The following is a 20670-nucleotide window of genomic DNA, read 5'->3' as shown; positions in this document are numbered from 1 at the left end:
TGACTCGACCTCCGTGTCGGTTGCGTCGTCGAAGCGCTGCAGAACCGCGCCGGTGAGGGGGTTCAGTGTCTGATAGGCCATGTTTTCCTCTTATTTCATGCACCAGTGAATGAATTAACAAGCTTCAGTATATCCCGGAGAAGAATTTCCTTGCTGTTGGGTAAAGGCAAACGGCGCTTTGCGAAGGGGTTGCTTTATAAATCATCTACATATAGTTTGTATTTTCATGCCCACCCTTTCGGGGGCACCCGTGATCAACGATGACTGCGGAGACGCAACAAAGGAGTGCGAGAACCGATGGAATCCACACGCGAACCCGCGGCGCCAATCGCCGAGCTCGACGAGGATGCAGCGCAGCTCGCTGCCCTTGGCTACGACTATGACACCACGTTCAAGCGCGACATGACCTTCTGGGGCAACGTCGCGCTGGGTTTTACGTACTTGTCTCCCGTCGTCGCCGTCTACACGATGTTTTCCGTGTCGCTCGGCCAAGCGGGACCCCCGATGTTTTGGTCGTTGGCGATTGCCGGGCTCGGCCAGTTCTTCGTGGCGCTCGTGTTCGGGGAAATCGTCTCGAATTACCCCGTCGCCGGCGGGGTATACCCCTGGTCCCGGCGGCTGTGGGGACGGAAATGGGCCTGGATGAACGGCTGGGTGTACATCGTGGCCATGTTCGCAACCATCGCCTCCGTCTCCTACGGGGCTGGACCCTTCCTCGGGACCCTGTTCGATGCTGAGGCCGGGGTCAACACCACGGTCGTCTGCGCCCTGGTCATGCTCGCCCTCGCTCTGTTCTTTAATCTGTCCGGCACGCGAATTCTGAACACCGCGGCCATGGTCGGCCTCATCTGCGAGCTCGGCGGAGCCGTTGTCGTCGGCGCGTGGCTCCTGATCACCGCCCGGCAGCACGATGTCTCGGTCCTGTTTGACGCGTTCGGCGCCGGGGACGGCAAGAGCTACTTCATCGCGTTTTCCGCGGCCGCACTCATCGGGATCTTCCAGTACTACGGCTTCGAGGCCTGCGGTGATGTGGCCGAGGAGATCAAGAACCCGGGCCGTCAGATCCCCAAGGCCATGCGCTGGACCATTTACATCGGTGGCTTCGCGGCAATGTTCATCGCGTTCGCGCTCATCCTTGCCGTGCCGAACTACGAGGCGGTGGTGGCCGACTTCAACGCCGGTTCCACGAACGACCCGCTGACGATGGTGCTCATCTCTGCGTTTGGCCCCATCGGGTACAAATTCGTTGTCGCGATCGTGTTGATCTCCTTCCTCTCCTGCCTGATTAGTCTGCAGGCCGCGGTGAGCCGTCTCACCTACTCGATGTCGAGAGACGGCATCTTGCCGTTCAGCAAGAAACTGGTCCGGGTCAACGAGCGGACGGGCGTCCCCTCCACGGCGCTGATTCTGGCCGCGGTGGTCCCCGCGTCGATTATTCTCCTGTCATTGCTGCTTCCTGACGCCCTGGTCACGATCATCTCCTTTAGCTCTGTCGGGATTTACATTGCCTTCCAGATGGTCGTGCTGGCGGCGCTGCGCGCTCGGATTCTCGGGTGGAAGCCCGCCGGCTCCTTCCGGCTGCGGGGCTGGGCCTTCCCCGTGAACATCCTCGCGCTTGCCTGGGGGATTATCGGCATCACCGCAATCGCCTGGCCGCGGACGCCTGAGGCGCCCTGGTACGTGAACTACATCGTGCTGCTGACCGCCCTGGGGGTACTCGGGGTTGGGGCGCTGTACATGTGGCTCAAGAAGCCCTACCTGGTCGGCTCCGCGCCCTCCGGGGACGCAACCAGCCAGATCAACACCATCGCTGCACGGCCCCGTGAGCAGGTCTCACGATAGCCCTGAGCAGCATCAAGTGGTGGGGTGACCTGGTGGTCACCCCACCACCGTGTGAGGCGGAATTCCGCCTCAGAAAGGGGTCATGATGACCGAGTACGCCGTAGATCCCCGCGCGTTTGCCGCTGAGGACGATGCGAGGCTCCCCGATGATGCGCCACGGATTGGCGTGGTCGTTTCGCTGTGCTTTCCGGGGATGGACGAGGAGAGTCTCGAGCTGATGACGCGGTTCACCGCGACAGCCTTTGCGGAAATTCGCGCGGCAGGAGGTCGCCCAGTGCTCATCGACTCAGCTGCCGCTGAGAAGCCGAATCCCCGCGGGATTGCCGCCTCATATGACGCCCTGCTGTTTTTGGGCGGCGGAGACGTCGATGGTGAGCTCTACGGAAAGCCAAGCCTCGCTGAGAACGCATACGGGGTTGACCGGGCGGCGGATGATTTTTGCTTGGCGGTGATGCGAGAATCGCTCGAATCTGACCAAACGCTCCTGGCCGTGTGCCGGGGCTCGCAACTGCTCAATGTGGCCTGCGGCGGAACCCTGGTGCCGGACCTGGTCCCCTCCGATCTGCACCGTGGTGGTCCCGGGCAGCCGATGTTTCTCGACGAGGAAGTGCTGTTGGAGCCCGGGACCCGGATCGCAGAGATATACGATGGCCGGCGACAGCTTCTTGTCCGTTCCGGGCACCACCAAGCCGTCGACCAGGTCGGCGCGGGGCTCCGAGTGACCGCCCGGGCCCTGGACGGGGTCATTGAAGGGACGGAGCACACGGAGAAGCGCTGGGTGGTCGGCGTGCAATGGCACCCGGAGGACGACGCTGGGAACGCGGAAAGCCGGGCGGCCCTCTTCCGTGCCTTTGTCGCGGAGGTCTCCTCCCGAGTGGCTCTGGTGTAGCCGCAGGGGGCCCGAGCCCCGAGCCTCGGGCCCCCTGCGGCTCAGCTCAGTTCAGTTCGGGCCCCGGTTCCCGAGTTCACGTGGCCTGCCGGTGCAGGAGAGCGAGCCCGGCCTCCGCGGGCTCAAGCGGGGAGGTCGTGTAGCCCTCCGGGAGTTGCGTCAAGCGGTCACCCGGAAGAAAACGGCCGGAGCTGCCAATGAGCACGCTTCCGTGGTCGTTCAGGATCGCGACATCATGCTCGCTCTGTCGCAGGATGGGCACGAGCGAGGACTCGATATCCGTCATCTGGATGTCTAACCCGGCGACACCCGCACGAACCTGACCGACCTGGATTGGTGTGGTCAGGGTCACGATGTAATCCTCGACGCCGAGATAATCGATATAGGGGCCGGCGAGTGAAAGCTCACCCGTTTGGTAGGCCTTGGTAAACCACTCCAATTGTTCGTAGTCGTAATAGCGGTCTCCTGCCGGGTTCACCCCGAAGGTGTACCGCGCAAAGCGTTCGTCGCCAGCGCGAACCCACCACTCGAGCTGGCCCTGGCCGGTGCCGAGGGCTTCGCGGGAGAAAATAAGGCCGCATCCGTCAACCACGGCGTGCTCCTCCAGGAACGTGGTGGACCGCGCGCGCATGCGCTGTTTTCCGGTTTCGCTCAGGAGCAAGTGGTCAGTGGCGTCGCGGGTAACCTCAACGCTGAGGTCCTGGGCGAGGTCCTGCAGGCTGGTGAATCGACGCTGAAACCAGGCTGACAGTGTGGACGTGACCTCCCCGACGGGGGTGACCAGTGGGGTCATAAGAGAGGATCCTTCCCGGTTGGGCCGATGAGGCCGAGGGTGAGTTTTGCATTGATCAGGTGAGCAATGTTGTTGCGGATGTGCGCCTCGCTGAGCTGCTGGGCCTGCTCGGCCCGATCCTGTTCGATGGCGGAGACGATCGCGAGGTGGTCGTCGAGCACCGTCTGGCCGTTGATCTCGGGGGTCACCTCCGACCAGAGCACGGGGCTGATTTCGTTTTGGAGTCGCAGTTCTGCGCTCAGGAGCCTGGGGGACTGCGCCAGCACGGCGATCTCAATGTGAAAACGGCTGTCTGCGGTGGCACGCTCGACCGGGGTTCTGGCATCGAAGATTCGTGCCGCGAGATCGGAGAGTCGACCGGTGGAACCCGCATAGATGCGGTTCGCGGCCAGCCGCGCGATCATGCTGGCAACCGCGACGTGTTCGTCACCGAGATCTCGGAGCTCGACAATGCTGGTGTTTGTGAGGTATTCCCGGACAGAGCGGTCCGTCGGGAACGGGGCACGCACGACGAAGGTGCCCCCGGCGCGACCCCGTCGGGTCTCCACAATGCCCTCCTCGCGCAGGGCCGCAAGCGCCTTGCGGAGGGTCGCAACGGCGACCCCGAACTGTTGGGCAAGCTCGAGCTCCGGGGGCAAGCGCTCCCCGACGGAAAGCATGCCGAGGGAGATCGACGAAGCGATTTTTTCGGCGATATTCCGGCCATTGAGCTGTGGGGACTGCCCATCCTGAAACACCTGGGGCAACGCTGCTGGTTTCCTCACACCTGATCCTTCCACGGTCGGCTCACACGCCCTCAGACTACTGGACAGCCCCGATCGCGTTCGAGGGGCGGGAGCGGCGGGCCCCCAGGCGGGGGCCCGGTGCGTGGCTTCGGGCATCCTGGGCCGGCTGGTGCTGCGCTTCGGGCGCATGGGCCTAGCTGACGACCGCCGCTTCGAAGGCCTCGATCACGCCCGGAAGCCACTCGAGCGCGACATCGCTGCCGAGATCCCAGGAGGAGGCATCGTGGCGACCGTACTCACCGATGCGGGTGCCCCCGAGCTCCGTGAAGCGGCGGTCCAGGAGCTCGCTGCCCTGGCTGTAGGTCTCCTCGTAGAAGGTGTCGCCGAGGCCGAACATGGCATAGCGCAACCCCGAAAGGTCGGGCTGGAGGGCGTCCAGCGCCTCGGCAAACGGGATTGCCGTGTTCGGCAGCTCACCCTCACCGTGGGTGGAACAGACGATCAGGGTGAGGGCATTTCCGGCAAGCTGCGCCGGGTCGTAGTCCTGGAGGTCGGAGACGGTGACCTCGTGGTCGGCGGCCAGGGCCTGGCCCAGGTCCTCCGCAATCAGCTCGGAGTTGCCGGATTCGGTGCCGTAAAGAACGGTGATGTGCATGGGTGCTCGTTTCTGTCTGGTCTGGGTGTGGACTAGCGCGCTGGGGCGTCGGCCAGATGGCCGGAGCGCGCAAGGCGAAGCATGTGATCGTGGTCGGCCCGTTTGCGGCGGACGCGGTCCGGGCCAGCCTCGGCGATCTCCGCCAGGTCCAGGCGCTGCCAGTCCGCGAAGGAAACCGCACGTTCCTGCACGGCCGCCGGGAGCCCGGCGAATCCGCGTTTTCGCGGGTCGAGGACGATCCTGCCCGAAGCGAGGTCGGCCTGGATCTCGTCGGCCACCTGCTTGGCGTCACTGCGGTTTTCTGGGATGGTTCCGGTTGGCCCGCGCTTCACCCAGCCGGTGCGGTACAGACCGTCACGCACGAAGCCGGAGTCGCTCCGGTGTTCCAGGAGTTCCGCGGGGACGAGCCCGGCGAGGCCGGAGCCGAGTTCGAAGCCCACGGCGCGGATGACGGCGCTCGCCGCCAGGGGTTCGCGGTCACCTGCGGCATTCGTGAGTGCGACGGTGGCGGCGCGGCCGGTGGTGGGGTCCGCCAGGATTTCTCCGGGAGCCCAGCCAAAGCGCAGCACAACCTCGACGGCAGACGAGTGTGCCCGGGCCGGATCGGTGAGCGTTGCCAACGCTTCAGCGCGGGCGATCGCGGCCCGATCCGCGTCGGCCGGAACGCTGAGATCGTCCGGGCTCGTGAAGCGGACGTGCTCCAGCTTGCCGAGTTCGCGGAGCATGAGCGGGTCTCCCTTCGCGGTGGCGACGGGCGAACGGCTCACGACCGTGATGCGTTCGGCGGGGCGGGCGGCGTAGTCGGCCAGGGCGTCGTCGTGAATGTCGCTGCCAGCGAAGTGTTCCGGCCGCTTCGCGAGGAACCGAACGAGGTCGATGGCGACGTTGCCGGCGCCGAGGATGACGGGAGCGGGGCCCAGCTCAGGGAAAGGCCCGGTGGAATCCGGGTGCGCGTTGAGCAGGCGGGTCAGAACGCCGGCGCTGTGGACGCCGGGGAGATGCTCCCCGGGGACGGTGAGGCCGCGGTCCTGGGACAATCCGGTCGCGAGCGCCACGAGATCGTAGTGTTCTTGCAGTTCGTCGAGGCCAAGGTCTCGCCCGAGTCGAATGTTCCCCGCGAAGGTCACGCCGTCGCGGGTAAAGAGCCGCTCGAACTGGCGCGTGATGGCCTTGGTGCTCTGATGGTCCGCGGCGACTCCGTAGCGAATCAGGCCGAAGGGGCAGGCCAGCTGATCAAAGACGGTAATGATCGCCTCCGGCAACGCACGGCGGAGGGACTGGGCGAGGTAACAGCCGCTGGGCCCGCTGCCCACGATGGCGATGCGAGGCGTCGACGGTGACGACATAAAAGCTCCTTTACTTCGGACGACCGGGGCGGCATAGACGCTTATATGGTGTCGGTGGAGCTATTGTAGCGTCAAATCTTTCGTTTTGTGGAGGATTAATATTCCGCGTGTTTTCAACGAATATTTCGATTTTGCCTTCCTGTTTGCGTTTCTAATCATTCATATGTAGATTCTTTCTAAGTTCATCAGGAATGGCGAAGAGGCCGCAGACCGCACCGCGGGGTGGCCCCGAACATTTCTACAAAGGAGTAAAAATGACCACGACCCCGGCGATCGCCGACGCCCCCTATTTCGACATCTCGGATCCGTCCTTCTCCATGCAGTCCGAGGCTGTCCGTGACGCCCGCGAGCAGAGCTGGTATGCCCGCACCAACTACGGCATCGGCGTGCTGCGCTACGCCGAGGTCGCCGAGCTCTTGAAGAGCCCCAGCCTGAACCAGGGCAGCGCCAAGTGGCCCGACCACCACGGCGTCCACAGCGGTCTTTTCTACGATTGGTGGGTCAAGAACCTGCTCGTCCTCGAGGGCGAAGAGCACCACCGGATCCGCCGGCTCCTGAACCCCGCGTTCTCCCCGACGATGGCCCGACGCTTGGAGCCCGAGTTTGCGGTTCTCGCCGAGGAGCTGCTCGCCGACCTTGGCGAGCGCACCGAGATCGAGTTCGTCCGGGACTTCGCTGAGCCCTTCGCGACCCGCGCCCTGTGCATTATGCTCGGCATCCCCCAGGAGGACTGGCCCTTCATCGCGGAGCACGCAAACACCATCGGCTTCGCCCTCAGCGTCAGCATCAAGGAGGACATCGAGCGCATCGACGACGCCGTGCACAAGCTGTACGAATACGTCGAGACGCTCATCCAGGAGCGCCGGGGCGCCCCGGGCCAGGACGTCGTTTCCCGGCTGGTGCAGTTCTCTGAGTCCGGAGACAAACTCTCCGACGAGGAGCTACGCAACGCCCTCGTGCTGATGCTGTTCGGCGGCATGGACACCACCCGGAACCAGCTCGGCCTGCTCATCCAGACCTTCATGCGCAATCCGGAGCAGTGGGAGCTGCTCGCGGAGCAGCCGGAGCTCGCCCGCCAGGCGCTCGACGAGGGCATGCGCGTGAACCCCACGACGACCTGGGTCACCCGGGAAGCGAACGAGGACTTTACCTACCAGGGCCTCGCTATTGAAAAGGGCACCACGGTGCACCTGTTCACCCAGACCAGCGGCACCGACCCGCTGGCCTACCCGGACGGGACCATCGACATCGAGGCCACCGATCGAGCACCGCACCACACCCTGGGTGGGGGCGTGCACCACTGCCTGGGCCACTACATTGCCCGCGCAGACATGAGCGTTGCGCTGCCCATTCTTGCCCGGCACATGACCGACATTCGCAGCGCCGGCGGAGACGAGTGGCTGCCGGACTCCGGCAACACCGGGCCGATCCGCTTCCCCATCACCTTCACTCGACGCAACTAGCGTCACCGACTCACCTCAACGCTGAGAGAGGACCCACCTCATGAACACCACACCCGCCCTGCTCGACCTCGTCGAACGTCCCGCTCCGGCCGCAACGCGTCCCGGGAGTAACTTCGGGAATGCCATCCGAGACATCCTTGCCGACGACGGTGCCTTTGCTCGGCACCAGGAGGCCAACCTCCAGCCGGAGGTCATCCAGGAGCTGCGCCGCAAGATCACCGAGGCCGGCGTCAAATACATCTATTACATGATCCCCACCGTCGGCGGGCGAACCGTCGCGAAGGTGGTCCCGGCCGTGCACCTCGAGCGCAACCTGAAGAAGGGCATCGCGTTCCACCGCACCGCCCTCACCGACCTGCAGACCAGCCGCGAGGGCAAGCTCATCGGCGGTGGCGTCGCCGCGCGCGAGTTCTGGGCTCTGCCCGAGCCCGAGACCTTTGACGTGTTGCCGTGGGACACCGAGGTCGCCCGGATGTTCTGCACCGCCTACGAGCCTCCCCACCTTGACGAGGTCGGGGGGCGGCTCATGCAGTACGACGTGCGCGCCCTGTTCAATCGTGCCCACGCATCGTTCACCGAGCGCACGGGTCTCGAAATGCGCACCGGCCTGGAGCCCGAGATGACCTGGTCTGGGCCCGGCACCGAGGTGAACTCGAAGGAAGATCAGAGCCCCGCCTATCAGGTCGAGAATCTCGAACGGATGCGCCCCGTCTATAAGAAGGTCATCACCTACGCCCAGTCCATGGGTTTCGACATGATCGAGGGTGACTACGAGGACGACGGCCAGGTCGAGCTGAACTGGAACTACGACAACGCGAATCTCTCGACGCAGCGGCTCACGGTCTACCGCCAGATCTGCAAGCAGGTGGCCCGCGAGCTGGGCATGGAAGCCAGCTTCATGCCCAAGCCCTACAACGGCAAGATGGGCAACGGTTGCCACCACAACATCAGCCTGTGGCGAGGGGACGAGAACGTCATCGAGGACGGTCGCGTGCAGCTACACGTGACCGAAACCGCAAAGCACGCGATCGCGGGGATGCTCCTGCACTCGCCGGGCTCCATGCTCATCATGGGTTCCACGGTGAACTCCTACAAGCGGTTCTGGGACATCGGCCAGTTCGCACCGGACTCCTGCAACTGGGGGCTGGACACCCGCGGGGTCGCCGTGCGCATCTCCTCCAACGGTCGGATGGAGTACCGCCTCCCCGACGCCAGCGTGAACCCCTACCTCTCGCACCTCTACCTGCTGGCCTCGATCGAGGACGGACTGGAACGCCAGCTCGACGCGGGCGAGCCCGAGGTGCAGACGGGCGACCTCGCCGGAGTGCAGCTGCCGCGCACCCTCGGCGAAGCGATTGAGGCCTTCCGCGCAGACGAATACCTCATGAGCGCCATGCCCGAGCAGCTCACCGCCCTGTACCTGGAACTCAAGGAGGACGAGTGGGCTCGCTACTGCGGCACCATCTCGCAGTGGGAGTTCGACCAGTACTGGGAGGCGATCCCGTGAGCCGCGTCATCCGACTCGCCTGCATCGACTCCGAGGCGCCGCCGCTGTTCCACCAGAGTCCGGACGGGATCACCCGCACCGGGTATGAGCCCGACGCGGCCAAGCTCGTCTTCGATCAGCTCGGCTACGAGATCCAGTGGGTCATGCTTTCCTGGGAAGACATGCTGCCCGCGGTCCGCCGCGGAGACGCAGACGCCGTCTGGTGCGGGCAGGGCATGACCGCGGAGCGCGCCGCTCAGGTGGACTTCACCCGCCCATACGCGATCTTCCACGAGACGCTCATCGTGCGCGCTGGCGATCCGGCGCGCACTCCCGGCGATCTTGCCGGGTACCGGATCGGCGCGATCGCTTACTCGACGAACATGAAGCTCGCCGAAACCTTCCCCGGGGTGGAACTCGTCTCCTTCGGGGCCAGCGACGACGTTTTCGGCGACATGATCGAGGCCACCCGCGACGGCTCCATCGACGGCTTCGTCGATGACGACGTCGTGATGCTGCCCCTGGCGGAGCAGGATCCCGCGTTCCTCGCGGCGTTCACCATCGAAACCGGGAACCGCTGGGGGATCGGCGTCGCCCCGGGCAACGATGCGCTCCGCACCGGCATCAACGACGCGCTGAACCGAGCCATCGAGAACGGGTCGCTGCGCGCGGCCTGGGAACGCTGGATGCCGACGCTGCCCTTCCCCCTCACCGCGGAGCAGCTCGCCGAGGCCCCCCGATGAGCACGCCCCGCATCGGCGTCACCGGGATGTGGTCGAACCGGGTGCACGGACTCCGCCTGGACGGCAATGCCGTCGCCACGCAGGTCCTGTCCTCGGTCGTCGCCGCGGGCGGCGAGCCGCTCACGCTGTTCGCGGAGAGCCGCCTCAGCCCCGCCGAGCGCCTGCGCGGGCTCGATGGGCTGCTCATCCCTGGCGGGGCTGACGTGCAGCCCGCCCGGTACGGGGAGGCGCCCGCGCCAGAGACCCAGGTCGCCGATTTCGCCGGGCAGGATGACTTCGAAGCCGAGATGATCGAGGCGGCGCTCGCCGCCGGACTGCCGGTGCTGGCGATCTGCCGGGGCTTCCAGCTCCTGAATGTTCTGCACGGGGGCTCGCTCGACCAGCACCTCGGCGACGAGTCGAATCCGCACCGCAACAGCGTGCACCCGGTCAGCATCGCCCCGGGCTCCGCGCTCGCCGGGGTGCTGGGGGCGGAACAGATCGAGGTCTCCTCCTACCACCACCAGGCCGTTGCCCGGGTGGGCGAGGGGCTCACCGTGGCCGCGACCGCGCCGGACGGCATCGTCGAGGCGCTCGAAAAGCCGGGCGCGGAGCTGCTCGCGATGCAGTGGCACCCCGAGGACACCGCCGCAGAAAACCCGCAGCAGGCCGCGCTCTTTGGGTGGCTGATCGAACGCGCCGAGGCGTATTCGGCCGCCGGTGAACTCGCCGTGGTCTGAGCGAATTCCACGGGGAGCGCCCCGCTCCGGACCCGGACGGGCCCTGGCACCTGCCGTGGCCCGTCCGGCGTCGAGGCCGGCTAGGGGAGCAGGCCCGCGACCGAGGCCAGGATCTCCTCGGGGCGGAAAGGATAGCGCTCGATCTCGGCCTCGTCCGAGATACCGGTGAGGACGAGGACCGTGTGCAGGCCCGCCTCCATGCCCGCGACGATGTCGGTGTCCATCCGGTCGCCGATCATCGCGGTGTTGTGCGAGTGCGCGCCAATCTTGTTCAGGGCGGAGCGGAACATCATCGGGTTGGGCTTGCCCACGATGTAGGGCAGCTTCCCGGTGGCCGTGGTGATGAGCGCGTTGATCGCGCCGGTCGCGGGAAGCACGCCCTCGGGGCTCGGGCCTGTGGCATCGGGGTTCGTGGAGATGAAGCGGGCGCCGCCGTTGATGAGCCGGATCGCCTTGGTGATCGCGTCGAAGGAATAGTTGCGGGTCTCGCCGACCACGACGAAGTCGGGTTGCGTCTCGGTCATCACGAAGCCCGCGTCGTGCAGGGCCGTGAGGATGCCGGCCTCGCCGAGCACGAAGGCGGTGCCGCCCGGCTTCTGCTGCTTCAGGAAGGCCGCGGTCGCGAGCGCGCTCGTCCAGATCTTGTCCTCGGGGACGTCCAGCCCGGAGGCGGCCAGCCGGGCGCTGAGGTCGCGGGCCGTGAACGTGGAGTTGTTCGTGAGGACGAGGAAGGGCTGTTCGGTGTCCCGCCAGTGCGCCAGCAACTCGGCGGCCCCGGGAATCGCCCGGTTCTCGTGGACGAGCACGCCGTCCATGTCGGTGAGCCAGCATTCGATGTGGTCCCGGTTCACGGGCGCCTCCCCTGGGGTCGTGGTGGTCCCCTCAGCCTACTGCGGGCGAGTGAACGCCCGGGGCTCTGGCTCCGCCTCGAGGGCCGCCGCGACGAGCGCGCGAGCCGCGGCCTGCACCTCGGCCAGGTGCTCGGGGCCGCGGAAGGACTCGGCGTAGATCTTGTAGACGTCCTCGGTGCCCGAGGGGCGCGCGGCGAACCAGGCGCTCTCGGTTTCGACCTTCACCCCGCCGATGGCCGCCCCGTTCCCCGCCGCGTGCGTGAGGACCGCGGTGATTGCTTCTCCGGCGAGCTCGGTCTGCGAGACGTCGGCCGCGGAGAGCGCACCCAGCCGGGCCTTCTCCGCGGGGGTGGCCGCCGCATCGACCCGGGCGTAGGCCGGGGCGCCGTGCGCCGCCTCGAGCGTCGCGTAGTACTGCGAGGGGGTCTGCCCCGTGACCGCGATGATCTCGGCGGCGAGGAGCGCGAGCAGGATGCCGTCCTTATCGGTGCTCCAGGTCGAGCCGTCCCGGCGGAGGAAGGACGCGCCAGCGCTCTCCTCGCCGCCGAAGGCAACCGAACCATCGGCGAGGCCGGGCACGAACCACTTGAAGCCGACGGGCACCTCGATGAGGGCGCGGCCGAGGGCGGCGGCAACCCGGTCGATCATGCCGGAGGAGACGAGGGTCTTGCCGATCGCGGCCTCCGCGGACCACCCATCCCGGTGCCGGAAAAGGTAGTCGATCGCCACGGCGAGGAAGTGATTGGGGTTCATCAGCCCGCCGTCGGGGGTCACGATGCCGTGCCGGTCCGCGTCGGCGTCGTTGCCCGTGACGAGATCGAAGTTGGCCCGCTCCGCGGTCACCGCGGCCATCGCCGAGGGAGAGGACGGGTCCATGCGGATCTTGCCGTCCCAGTCCAGCGACATGAAGCCCCACTGCGGGTCGACGCCCGGGCCGAGCACCGTGAGGTCGAGGCCGTGCCGGTCGCGGATCGCGGCCCAGTAGGCCACGCTCGCCCCGCCCAGGGGGTGCGCGCCGATCCGGACCCCGGCGTCCCGAATCGCGTCGAGGTCGATCACCTCGCCAAGGGCGTCCACGTACTGATCCAGGAAGGCGTGCCGGGCCAGGTCCGGGTCGGGGTCCAGGGGCACCGACCAGACCCCGTCCGTGAGGAGTTCGTTGGCTCGGGCGGCGATCCAGCCGGTCGCATCGGTGTCGGCGGGGCCGCCGTGGGGCGGGTTGTACTTGAAGCCGCCGTCACCCGGCGGGTTGTGGCTCGGGGTGACCACGATCCCATCGGCGAGGGGCAGTCCCGGCTCCGCGCCCCGGTTGTGCTCCAGGATGGCAAGGCTCAGGGCCGGGGTCGGGACGTATTCGTCGCCGGCGCTCACCCGGACGTCCACTCCGGCGGCGGCGAGCACGGCGCGAGCGGTGCGCTCGGCGGGCGCGGAGAGGGGGTGGGTGTCGGCGCCGAGAAAGAGGGGGCCCGTGATGCCCTGCTCGGCGCGGTACTCGACGATCGCCCGGGTCATCGCGATGATGTGCGCCTCGTTGAAGGAACCGTTCAGGGATGTGCCCCGGTGCCCGGAGGTGCCAAAGACGACCCGCTGGGCGGGAACGGCTGCGTCGGGGACAATGCCCGAGTAGGCGGCCAACAGGGCCGCAACGTCGATCAGATCCGCTGGGGTGGCCGGGGTGCCTGCGCGTTCGTTCATCCCCCTAGCTTGTCAGGCGGAGCCGAGGAACCCGAATGAAAGCGTGATCTGTGCGGAAACTCTCCGCTTGGCCGGTGGTGCGGGACGGCCACCGGGGCGCGCCCCTGGCGGCTTCCCCGCCGAGAGTCCATCGCCGGTACCCGGCTCGGATAGCATGGGACCCATGTCCGAGACTCCCGCCGCCGCCCCCAGAAGCTACAGCTATCTTGGCCCGGCGGGAACCTTTACCGAGCAGGCCCTCAAGCAGGTGCCCGAGGCGGCCGGACAGGAGTGGCGCCCGGTCTCCAACCTCGGCGAGGCCCTGGGGGACGTCGTCTCCGGGCGCAGCGACGCCGCGATGATCGCAATCGAGAACTCCGTTGACGGCGGCGTGACCGTCGCCCAAGACGCCCTCGCCACGATCCCCGGCCTGCGCATCATCGGCGAGTACCTCGTCCCCGTGAGCTTTGTGCTCGTCGCCCGTCCGGGGACCCGGCTCGAGGACGTCCGCGTGATCAACGCGCACCCTGTCGCCTACGGGCAGACGCGGAAGTGGCTCGACGCGAACCGGCCCGGTCACGAGCACATTCCCGCCTCCTCGAACGTGCAAGCCGCGGCGAGCCTCTTCGCGGACGACACCGCGGACGCCGCGATCGCGCCCCCCGGCATCGAGGAACACTACGACGTGGACGTGCTCGCCGCTGACATCGGTGAGAACCGTCACGCGGTTACGCGCTTCGTCCTCGTCAGCCGCACCGTGCCGGTGGGGCCGCGCACGGGCGCCGACAAGACCAGCCTGATCGTGGAACTCGCCCGGGACCACTCCGGCGCCCTGCTCGAACTGCTCGAACAGTTCTCCACGCGCGGGGTGAACCTCACGCTGCTGGCCTCGCGTCCCATCGGCGACCGCCTCGGCAGGTACCGCTTCGTGATCGACGCCGAGGGACACCTCACGGATCAGCGCGTGGCCGACGCGCTCCTGGGGGTGAAACGCTCCAGCCCCAACGTGGTCTTCCTCGGGTCGTACCCCCGCGCCGACCGGGAAGCCGCGGCGTGTGAGCCAGCGCACTCGGACGAGGTCTTCCTGGAAGCGCAGGACTGGCTTCGCGGGATTCTCGGCGACGACGCGCGCTGAGCGCGCGGCTCGCGCACTCCGATCCTGGGACCCCCCGTCGGGTCGGCTGGGCAGTTCCCGGGGATTTCCCGCGCGCCCGGTGAGCGCCCCGAAACGGGCTGTTCCCCTGCGGACCCCCGCGCTCTACACTGAGATCGAGACCCGGAAACAGCATGTGTTTCCGGAACCGAGGGCAGGGGGGCCGATGAGTCGGATCGCAACGGGGCTGGGAATCGCGAGCGCGGCGGCGGTGCTCTGGCTCGCGCCCGCGGCGGCGCTGGCCACCGAGCCCCCCGGGCTCGACGGGAAGTACGTGATCGACCTCACCAGCGAACAGGTGATCGGCTCGGGGACCGCCGCGCTGGAGGCCGAGGTCCGCGACTTCGCCGAGGAGACCAAGCTTCAGCTCTTCGTCGTGTACGTCGACGAGTTCACGAACCCGAGCGACCCCGAGGCCTGGAGCAGCCAGACCCTGCAGGCAAACCACCTGGGTGATGACTCGGTGTTGCTCAGTGTCGCGACCGAGACCCGACACTACAACCTCAGAGCCGACCGGGACCGTGTCACCGACGCCGACCGCGACACGATCTCCGAGAGCTTCCTTCGCCCCGCGCTGGCCAAGGGAGACTGGACGGGGGCCGTCACCGCCACCCTGGACGGGCTCGACCAGGTGGTCGTGAACCCGAACGCGGGGGCCGGCAAGGCCGCGCTCGTCGTCACCGGCGGCGTCGTGGTCGTCGGCGGCGTCGCGACCGGCGTCGTCATCTCCCGCAAACGCAAGAAGCAGCGCGAGGAAACCGACCGCGCCAGGATGAACCTCGATCAGCTGGACCGCGAGGCGAGCGCGCTCCTCGTCCGCATGGACGACGACCTGCGCAGCAGCGCCCAGGAGCTCGGTTTCGCCGAGGCTCAGTTCGGCGCGGAGGCCGCGAAACCCTTCGCCGCCGCCATCCAGCACGCCACCGAGCAACTCAGCGCGGGCTTCGCGCTTCGGCAGAAGCTCGACGACGACATCCCCGACACGGACGAGGAACGTCGCGCCTGGCTCACCGAAATCATCGAGCGCTGCACGGAGGCGCGCGCGGATCTCGATGAGCACACGACGGCTTTCACGAGGCTGCGCGAGATGGAGCAGCAGGCCCCCGAGATCGCCGCGCGGCTGCGCGCCGGGCTCCCCTCGGTCAACCAGGAACTCGGGCAGGCCGACGCCGTCGCCGCCCAGCTCGACGGGCGCTACGCGCCCCGGCTCGTGGACGAGCTGACCGCGAACCTCGCGCAGGGCCGCACCCGGCTTGCCCTCGCCGAATCCTCCATCGCCGACGCGGAAGCGAAGCTCGCCGCGGCCGATGCCTCGGCCGCGGTCGTTGCCCTGCAGGCCGCAGAGGCCTCCCTCGACCAGGCCCGGCAGCTCGCGGCGGGAGCCCCGGCGCTTGCCGCGCAGCTCAGCGAGGCTGAGGGGGCGCTCGGCGCCGCACAGGCGGACCTGCGCGGCGATCTGAACACGGTCGCCGAGCTGCTGCCCACGGTGACCGCGGGCGAGCGCGCCGCCCTGGAGCGCTCTGGCACCCGCGTGAGCGAGCTGCTCCGTCGCGGCGATCAGGGCGACCCCATCGGGACGCTCACCGAGCTCGCCGAGGCGAACGTCGAGATCGACGCGGCGATCGGCGCCGCGCGCGAGGTGCAGGAGCGCCGCCGCCGCGCCGAGGACGCCCGGGACAGCGCGCTCGTGCCCGCCCGGGCCGAGGTCGCCGGGGCGGAACAGTTCATCGAGACCCGCCGCGGCGCGATCGGCGCGCAGGCCCGCACGCGCCTCGAAGAGGCAAAGCGGTTGTTGCTGGCCGCCGAGCAGAGCGCGCAGACGGACCCGGCCCGCTCCTATCAGTACGCCCAACAGGCCACCCAGTACGCCCGAGAGGCCTACCGGCTCGCCAACGCGGACGTCTCGGGCTGGGGTGGCCCCGGTTCCGGGGGCGGCTACGGGGGCGGCCCGGGACGGGGCTCCTCGAACGACAGCTTCGGCGGCGCCGTCCTTGGCGGCATCCTTGGCGGCTTGCTCTCCGGAGGCGGCGGAGGCGGCGGCTTCCGCGGCGGCTGGGGCGGCGGCGGCTCCTGGGGCGGCGGAGGCGGTGGCGGCGGCTTTGGCGGCGGTGGCGGTGGCGGGGGCAGCGGCTCCAGCGGCGGCCGCTTCTAGCCCCACCCGCAACACCCCACGCCGGACCCACTCAGCACAGCAGACCCAACACACCACCCGCGAAAGCCGCGGCGAGACACACAGGAAAAGGGAACATCATGGCAAAGCAGTCAATTCTCGGTCGGATCGCGCAGCTCGCGAAGGCCAACATCAACGCGCTCCTCGACTCCGCAGAAGACCCGGAGAAGATGCTCAACCAGATGGAGCGCGACTTCAAGAACAGCATCTCCGACGCGGAGAGCTCCATCGCCCAGACCATCGGCAACCTCCGCCTCATGGAGGCCGACCTCGACGAGGACAAGAAGGCCGTCGCCGAGTGGGGCAACAAGGCGCTCGCCGCCTCGCAGAAGGCCGAGTCCCTGCGCGGCTCCGGGGACACCGCCGACGCCGAGCGCTTCGACAACCTTGCCCGCGTCGCGCTCTCGAAGCAGATCGCCTTCGAGAAGGAGGTCGCCGCGACCGAGCCCAGCGTGTCCGCGCAGCAGAAGGTCGTCGATCAGCTCAAGAGCGGCCTGCAGGTGATGCGGGACAAGCTGGTTGAGCTGCAGGGCAAGCGCGACGAGCTCGTCGCCCGGAGCAAGACCGCGGACGCACAGGCGCAGGTCCAGGACGCCGTGCAGAGCCTCGACGTGCTCGACCCGACCAGCGAGCTCGGCCGCTTTGAGGACAAGATTAAGCGTCAGGAGGCGATGGTGCTCGGCAAGGCGGAGCTCGCCGCCTCCACGCTGGACGCGCAGTTCAACGAGCTGGACGATCTGGGCGAGCTCAGCGAGGTCGACGCGCGCCTGCAGGCCCTGAAGTCCGGTGGTGCCTCCGGCGCGCTCGAGTCCTAGCCCGCATCACGACGACGCAACCCAGCGCTGAGGGTGAGAGCAGCAAGGATGAGGCCGGTGGCTGCCGCGTAAGTGAGCTGCATCGCTGAGGTCGCAGACTGCGCCGTGGTCGTTTCTGCGTGCTCCTGGGCGAGCGCGTAGAGCCCGCCCAAGAGCGAGGCACCCGCGAGAAAACCGAGGTTCCGGGACAGGCTGAGGGCTCCCGACAGGTATCCGCGCTGTGCGGATCCCGCCGCAGCCATGACCCCCGTATTGTTTGCGGCGAGAAAGAGCTGATATCCCGGCGTGAGGACGATGAGCGCGAGCGCGTAGCCGCCGACGCCGAACCAGACCGGTGCCGTTGCCAGCAACACGATTCCCGCGAGCATGATGGTGAGGCCCTGGCGGGTGCTCCGAGCGGTGCCGGAGCGATCGACGAGCCGGCCCGCGAGCCATCCAGAGGCCGCTGCGGCGAGCGGGCCGATGGCGAGGGTCAGGCCGACCGTCGCCGGGGTCATCCCGAGGCCAGAGGTGAGATAAAAGGGCCCGACAACGAGCGTGCTCATCATCACGGCTGATACCAGGAGATTCATGCTGAGGCCACGCCGGAGTGGCCCCGCGCTCAGCGGGGAACGGCGGTCGTGCGTGTTCCGAGGCGTCGAAGGCAGCCGGGCCGCAACGGTTTCGGGTGCGGGTCGTTCCCGCCAGAGCAGAGCCAGCGCGAGGAGCCCGATTGGGAGCATCGCGACAAACAGGGCTGGCCAGCCGAAGGCGGACAGGAGCAGCCCTCCGCCCGCGGGGCCGAGCGCGGTGCCGATTGCCGCCGAGCTGCCGAGCGCGCCCATAGCTGCCCCGGTGCGGCCCGCGGCCGTTCGGTCCCGCACAATCGCAATCGGCAATGACACGAGCGCGGCGCCGGCGATGCCTTGCACGGCTCGAGCGGCGACGAGCCACCCGAGGGATGGAGAGCACGCGGCGGCGAGTGTGGCGACGAGGAAGAGGCCCAGCCCGGCAACTAAGACGCGGTACCGCCCGAGCCGATCGCCGAGACGCCCGACGAGCAGCGCTGAGAGCGTCATGGCAAGCAGGTAGGCCAGCACGACCCACTGGACCAGATGCTCTGGCGCGGCGAAGGCCGTCGCCAGCGTGGGCAGGGCGACGTTTGCGACGCTCGTCCCCAGGGCGGCGAGCAGCGTCGTCGCGGCGAGCCCGAAGACGGAGGTGCCGCGGGGCGTCGGCCTCCGGGGAGGGTCGGGGGTGTGGGCGCGCAGTGAGGTCATAGGTGCATTCTGCGGTGCTCACTGCTGAAAGGGCAACGCTTGTTGCTGATTCTGGGAAAGCGTGCTTCACTGGGCCCATGCACCCAGACCCCTCGGAGGTTCCCCGCGCGGGCCAACGCAGCACGGACCATGACGCCGATCTGGCTCGGGTTGCGCCCAGACTGCGCGCCCTGCGCGACCGCCGCGGGCTGACCCTGCGCGAACTCAGCGACGGAACCGGGATCTCGACCAGCACGCTCTCCCGCTTGGAAACCGGGCAGCGTCGACCCAGCTTGGAGCTCTTGCTCCCCCTGGCCCGGGTGTACCGTGTCCCCCTGGACGAACTGGTCGGAGCGCCCCAGACCGGAGATCCCCGGGTCCGCCTGCAACCACGCCGCGCAAACGGGCGCGTGGTCGTCCCGCTCACGCGACACCCCGCCGAACAGCAGGCGTGGAAGGTGGTGATCCCACGTGTCCCGAGCGAACCCGAGCTCCGCAGCCACGCCGGCTACGAGTGGATGTACGTCCTGAGTGGCCGCGTGCGACTGATTCTCGGCACCCGGGACCTGATTCTGGAAGCGGGCGAGGTTGCCGAGTTTGAGACGACGGAACCGCACTGGTTCGGGAGCACCGGCGCGGAGGAGGCCGAGATCCTGAGCCTGTTTGGTGCACAGGGGGCCCGAATGCACGCCGGGGTGGGATCGCCGGAACCGGAGGAGCCAGCGCCGGGCGAGTAACCGGCGGCTGTCTTCGCGGCAGGATCGTATCGACCCGTACGGCGCAGGCGTACCCGGCGACGGTGCCGCGCACCCGGACTCCCCGGACGTCATCGTCCCCGGCGGGCTCCTCCGGCGCAGAGTCTTCGCCGCAGATGACGGCTCAGCGCCGAAACGTCCACGCTGGCCCGGAACTGTGCCCGTACGTCGAACGCTGCCGCGGTGATCCGGTTCAGCCGAGCGGCACCCGGGACGCCCAGGACGGGTCAACCCGGACGGTGAAGGCGTGTTTGGCGACCGTGCCGCGCACGCGGACCACCTCGCCGAAGTCGTCGCCGTCCAGTTGCACGGGCTCGGGGGACTCCACCGAGAGCTCGTAATCGGTGCCGGTCACGTAGGTGACGTGCTTGGTGTCGTTCACGAGGTCGATGATCTTGCGCCCCGTCTTCGTTTTGCGGAGCACCCCGTTCTCGAAGCCGATTCGCTGCCAGATTCGGAACCACGAGAACGCGCCGATGGGTCGCAGCGCCACCACATCGAGCTTGCCGTCATCCAGCTTCGCGTCCGGGATCAACAGCAGCCCACCCGGGAGGAGCCCGCAGTTGCCGATCATGACCGTGTAGACCGTCATGGGTTTCCGGGGGGAACCGTCGATGGAATAGCGCACCCGGAGCGGTGACTCCCGAACCATCGTGCGCAGCCCGGCATCGACGTAGGCGAGCCAGCCCACGGCCTTTTTGAGGCCGGAACGCGTCGCGTTGATGGCGCGCGCGTCGAGCCCCATCCCGGCGAGCACGAGGAAACCGTGCTCGTCCCGGGAGCCATCGGGGCGATACAGGGTCATGAGGCCGAGGTCGACGGGGCGGTCGTCGTCCCGGAAGATCGGCACCATCGCGGCCTCCACATCGGCCAGCGGGATGCCGAGGTTCCGGGCGAGCAGGTTGCCGGTGCCCTGGGGGATGATGCCGAGCGGCACCCCGGAACCGTTGAGCGCCTCGGCGACGGCCCGCACGGTGCCGTCCCCGCCCGCGGCGACGACGACGTCGACCCCGGCCTCAACCGCGCGGCGGGCCAGCACATCGCCCCCCTCCTCGACGGTGGTCGCGAACCAGGCAGACACCGCCCACCCCTCGGCCTGCTCCCGGTGCCGGGCGGCGATGCGCAGGGCGTCGAGGTCGGTCTTGAGCGGGTGGTACACGAAGGCGGCTCTCCGCGGTTTGCCCGGGCGTGCATTGGTCATACGCACTACGGTAACGGCTGATCCCCGACCCGTGGCCAATCCGCATAGACTGGTGGGGTGATTGATCCTCAGCTTCTCCGCCAAGACCCCGACCTCGTCAAGCGCTCGCAGCGGGCCCGGGGAGGGTCCGAGCAGGTCGTCGACGAGGCCAT

20 protein-coding genes are annotated in these 20670 nt (G+C 68.0%); 11 read left to right on the top strand and 9 right to left on the bottom strand.

Annotation, left to right across the window (positions count from 1 at the left end; translation table 11 throughout):
• On the bottom strand, positions 1-81 hold an 81-nt coding region (locus OOT08_RS08860), incomplete at its 3' end, for a hypothetical protein (RefSeq protein WP_325092889.1).
• A 216-nt stretch (positions 82-297) separates the two neighbouring features.
• Between OOT08_RS08860 and OOT08_RS08855 the strand changes: the two genes are divergently transcribed.
• Both OOT08_RS08855 and OOT08_RS08850 read left to right on the top strand, forming a co-directional pair.
• A complete protein-coding gene (locus tag OOT08_RS08855; RefSeq protein WP_325092277.1) occupies positions 298-1842 on the top strand; it encodes an APC family permease in 1545 nt (514 codons plus the stop codon).
• Positions 1843-1924: 82 nt separating this feature from the next.
• Positions 1925-2731 (top strand): gamma-glutamyl-gamma-aminobutyrate hydrolase family protein, encoded by an 807-nt coding sequence (locus tag OOT08_RS08850; RefSeq protein ID WP_325092276.1) that lies wholly within the window; start codon positions 1925-1927, stop codon positions 2729-2731.
• A 76-nt stretch (positions 2732-2807) separates the two neighbouring features.
• Here OOT08_RS08850 and OOT08_RS08845 read toward each other — a convergent pair whose 3' ends face one another.
• The 4 genes from OOT08_RS08845 to OOT08_RS08830 form a co-directional block, all read right to left on the bottom strand.
• The gene (locus OOT08_RS08845) at positions 2808-3524 is read right to left on the bottom strand and encodes a cache domain-containing protein (RefSeq protein ID WP_325092275.1); all 717 of its coding nucleotides are present in this window, start codon (positions 3522-3524) and stop codon (positions 2808-2810) included.
• A complete protein-coding gene (locus tag OOT08_RS08840; protein WP_325092273.1) occupies positions 3521-4288 on the bottom strand; it encodes a FadR/GntR family transcriptional regulator in 768 nt (255 codons plus the stop codon). The genes OOT08_RS08845 and OOT08_RS08840 overlap by 4 nt, the downstream gene beginning before the upstream one ends.
• A gap of 154 nt (positions 4289-4442) precedes the next feature.
• On the bottom strand, positions 4443-4904 hold the full coding sequence (locus OOT08_RS08835) for a flavodoxin domain-containing protein (protein WP_325092271.1): 462 nt from the start codon (positions 4902-4904) through the stop codon (positions 4443-4445).
• Positions 4905-4936: 32 nt separating this feature from the next.
• Entirely contained in the window at positions 4937-6250 is a 1314-nt protein-coding gene (locus OOT08_RS08830; RefSeq protein ID WP_325092269.1) for an FAD-dependent oxidoreductase, read from the bottom strand.
• 254 nt (positions 6251-6504) lie between these two features.
• Here OOT08_RS08830 and OOT08_RS08825 point away from each other — a divergent pair, with 254 nt between their 5' ends.
• Genes OOT08_RS08825 through OOT08_RS08810 form a run of 4 tightly spaced genes read left to right on the top strand, consistent with a single transcriptional unit; the run spans position 6505 to position 10661 of the window.
• Positions 6505-7713, top strand: a complete 1209-nt coding sequence (locus tag OOT08_RS08825; protein ID WP_325092268.1) for a cytochrome P450 — start codon at positions 6505-6507, stop codon at positions 7711-7713.
• Between the two features lie 40 nt (positions 7714-7753).
• Positions 7754-9220: a glutamine synthetase family protein gene (locus tag OOT08_RS08820; protein WP_325092266.1), complete on the top strand. Its 1467-nt coding sequence runs from the start codon at positions 7754-7756 to the stop codon at positions 9218-9220.
• Positions 9217-9942 carry a substrate-binding periplasmic protein gene (locus OOT08_RS08815; protein ID WP_325092264.1) on the top strand — a complete coding sequence of 242 codons (726 nt, stop codon included), beginning with the start codon at positions 9217-9219 and terminating at the stop codon, positions 9940-9942. Before OOT08_RS08820 ends, OOT08_RS08815 begins: the two co-directional genes overlap by 4 nt.
• The gene (locus OOT08_RS08810; RefSeq protein WP_325092263.1) at positions 9939-10661 is read left to right on the top strand and encodes a gamma-glutamyl-gamma-aminobutyrate hydrolase family protein; all 723 of its coding nucleotides are present in this window, start codon (positions 9939-9941) and stop codon (positions 10659-10661) included. Before OOT08_RS08815 ends, OOT08_RS08810 begins: the two co-directional genes overlap by 4 nt.
• Before the next feature lie 80 nt (positions 10662-10741).
• On the opposite strand, the gene OOT08_RS08805 is transcribed toward OOT08_RS08810, so the two are convergent.
• Both OOT08_RS08805 and pgm read right to left on the bottom strand, forming a co-directional pair.
• On the bottom strand, positions 10742-11476 hold the full coding sequence (locus OOT08_RS08805; protein WP_325092888.1) for an HAD-IIA family hydrolase: 735 nt from the start codon (positions 11474-11476) through the stop codon (positions 10742-10744).
• Positions 11477-11548: 72 nt separating this feature from the next.
• Entirely contained in the window at positions 11549-13207 is a 1659-nt protein-coding gene (gene pgm / locus OOT08_RS08800; RefSeq protein WP_325092262.1) for a phosphoglucomutase (alpha-D-glucose-1,6-bisphosphate-dependent), read from the bottom strand.
• Positions 13208-13370: 163 nt separating this feature from the next.
• Here pgm and pheA point away from each other — a divergent pair, with 163 nt between their 5' ends.
• The 3 genes from pheA (at position 13371) to OOT08_RS08785 (ending at position 17324) form a co-directional block, all read left to right on the top strand.
• Complete coding sequence (gene pheA, locus OOT08_RS08795) at positions 13371-14321, top strand: prephenate dehydratase (RefSeq protein ID WP_325092261.1); 951 nt, start codon at positions 13371-13373, stop codon at positions 14319-14321.
• 184 nt (positions 14322-14505) lie between these two features.
• Positions 14506-16491 carry a TPM domain-containing protein gene (locus OOT08_RS08790; protein ID WP_325092260.1) on the top strand — a complete coding sequence of 662 codons (1986 nt, stop codon included), beginning with the start codon at positions 14506-14508 and terminating at the stop codon, positions 16489-16491.
• A gap of 98 nt (positions 16492-16589) precedes the next feature.
• Positions 16590-17324 (top strand): PspA/IM30 family protein, encoded by a 735-nt coding sequence (locus tag OOT08_RS08785; protein ID WP_325092259.1) that lies wholly within the window; start codon positions 16590-16592, stop codon positions 17322-17324.
• Here OOT08_RS08785 and OOT08_RS08780 read toward each other — a convergent pair.
• On the bottom strand, positions 17321-18583 hold the full coding sequence (locus tag OOT08_RS08780) for an MFS transporter (RefSeq protein WP_325092258.1): 1263 nt from the start codon (positions 18581-18583) through the stop codon (positions 17321-17323). The two genes, OOT08_RS08785 and OOT08_RS08780, sit on opposite strands and share 4 nt — an antisense overlap.
• Before the next feature lie 77 nt (positions 18584-18660).
• Between OOT08_RS08780 and OOT08_RS08775 the strand changes: the two genes are divergently transcribed.
• Positions 18661-19299: a helix-turn-helix domain-containing protein gene (locus tag OOT08_RS08775; protein ID WP_325092257.1), complete on the top strand. Its 639-nt coding sequence runs from the start codon at positions 18661-18663 to the stop codon at positions 19297-19299.
• A 211-nt stretch (positions 19300-19510) separates the two neighbouring features.
• Here OOT08_RS08775 and OOT08_RS08770 read toward each other — a convergent pair whose 3' ends face one another.
• Positions 19511-20518: a diacylglycerol/lipid kinase family protein gene (locus OOT08_RS08770; RefSeq protein WP_325092255.1), complete on the bottom strand. Its 1008-nt coding sequence runs from the start codon at positions 20516-20518 to the stop codon at positions 19511-19513.
• 57 nt (positions 20519-20575) lie between these two features.
• Between OOT08_RS08770 and OOT08_RS08765 the strand changes: the two genes are divergently transcribed.
• Positions 20576-20670 (top strand): hypothetical protein (locus OOT08_RS08765; RefSeq protein ID WP_325092887.1); only part of this gene is annotated, 95 nt, incomplete at its 3' end.

It is taken from the genome of Leucobacter sp. M11 (genome assembly GCF_035726885.1).
In the GTDB taxonomy this organism is placed as follows: Bacteria; Actinomycetota; Actinomycetes; order Actinomycetales; family Microbacteriaceae; genus JAPFRB01.
This window is presented reverse-complemented; position numbering and strand designations above follow the sequence as displayed.